The sequence below is a fragment of the Ilyobacter sp. genome (assembly GCF_041583315.1).
In the GTDB taxonomy this organism is placed as follows: domain Bacteria; phylum Fusobacteriota; class Fusobacteriia; order Fusobacteriales; family Fusobacteriaceae; genus Ilyobacter.
In genome coordinates this window covers 1-1,709 of record NZ_JBFHGC010000586.1, presented here as the reverse complement: position 1 = coordinate 1,709, position 1,709 = coordinate 1, and the positions used below count along the sequence as shown (strand labels likewise).

The 1,709-nt window shown below is 39.1% G+C and carries 2 protein-coding genes; both read left to right on the top strand.

Annotated features, from left to right (window positions below):
- On the top strand, nt 1-353 hold a 353-nt coding region (locus ABZA26_RS14460; RefSeq protein ID WP_372715195.1), incomplete at its 5' end, for an AEC family transporter.
- Between the two features lie 110 nt (nt 354-463).
- On the top strand, nt 464-1,543 hold the full coding sequence (locus ABZA26_RS14455; protein ID WP_372715194.1) for a tartrate dehydrogenase: 1,080 nt from the start codon (nt 464-466) through the stop codon (nt 1,541-1,543).
- Nucleotides 1,544-1,709 lie beyond the last annotated feature (166 nt).

Sequence of the window (1,709 nt, the reverse complement as noted above, 5' to 3'; positions counted from 1 at the left end):
GAATGACCACTCCTATGGCCATGCTTTACCTAGGGACTGCTATTTACAGTCTGGGAATAAAATCTCTGAAACCCGATTTTGAATCTGTAATAAGTCTCGCTGTAAGATTTATACTGGCTCCTTTAATCGGTTTTATCATAATAAAAATAGCTGATGGTTTCCTCACTCTGCCTGTAATCCTGAAAAAAGTTTATTTCATACAAAATTCAATGCCTATAATGACAAATGTAGCCATTTTGAGCGGATATTACAACAAGAATCCAGAAGAGGCGTCAAAACTCGTGGGACTTTCAACCATATTGGTAGTAATAACTATACCTCTATATGCCGTTCTGGCAGAGGTTCTCTTTTAAATAACGACTTCTGATTCTTTTCCTTAATGAAAAGTAACGACTTTTACTAAATCCAAAAAAGCATAATTAAGGGTAGTTATGCTTTTAATATAAAATTTGGGGGGTAAACAATGAAAAAATACAAAATCGCAGTAATTCCTGGTGACGGTATCGGAATAGAGGTTATGGAGGAAGGGGTAAAAGTCCTGGAAACTCTTTCAAAACTCACAGGAGAAGTGGCTTTTGACTTTACCTGGTATGACTGGGGATGCGAATATTATCTCAAGAACGGTAAGATGATGGATGATGACGGACTTGAAAAACTGAAAAATTTTGATGCAATACTTTTGGGAGCCGTTGGATTTCCAGGTGTCCCTGATCATGTTTCCCTTAGAGACCTGCTTTTAAAGATAAGGCAGGGATTCGATCAGTATATCAACTACAGACCGGTAAAACTTTTGTCAGAGACGGACTGTCCCATCAAGAATAAAAAACCAGGGGATATAGATATGATCTTTATCAGAGAAAATACCGAAGGAGAATATGCCGGTATAGGGGGAATCGAAAGGGAAGGCAAAGAAGAAGAGATCGCTCTTCAGACAAGTGTTTTTACACGTAAAACCACTGAAAAAGTAATGGATTATGCCTTTGAGCTGGCTAAAAAAAGAAACAAACTTAATCACCTTACAAGTATCACAAAATCCAATGCCCTAAACCACAGCATGGTTTTCTGGGATAAAATCTTCAAGGAAAAGAAAGCTAAATATCCAGAAATAAAAACTGCAGAATATCACGTGGATGCTGCGGCTATGTACATGATACAGAGACCGGAGAGTTTTGACGTCGTGGTGGCATCAAATTTATTCGGTGACATTCTTACCGACCTCGGAGCTGCTCTCCAGGGAGGACTGGGATTTGCAGCTGGAGCCAACATCAACCCAGACGGTACTTATCCTTCTATGTTTGAGCCGGTACACGGCTCTGCACCAGAGATCGCAGGAAAAGGCCTTGCCAATCCAATAGCCATGATATGGACCATAAAAATTATGCTGGATTTTCTGGGACATGAGTCTTTGGGAGATGCTGTAATGAGAGGTATAGAGGATTCTCTAGAAAGCAGAGAGAGTCTTACCCCGGATATGGGGGGGAAAGGTTCTACAAGCCAGGTGGGAGATATCATCTGCAATATTATAAATAAAAATTTAAGCTAAATAAATTTTAATGAAAAACTAATATTAAAAAGTTCCCTGTGTTCCGTCTTTTGAGACAGAGCATCAGGGAACTTTTCTTTTTTGCCTTTGCTGGTTCTTACTATGGAAACAATTTAGAAAATCATTTTTTCTATGGGGTCGTTGGTGCTTTCGACCTGAATATCTT

Coding starts and splice junctions, on each gene's coding strand:
- ABZA26_RS14455 (WP_372715194.1), top strand. CDS start 464: ATGAAAAAATACAAAATCGCAGTAATTCCTGGTGACGGTATCGGAATA.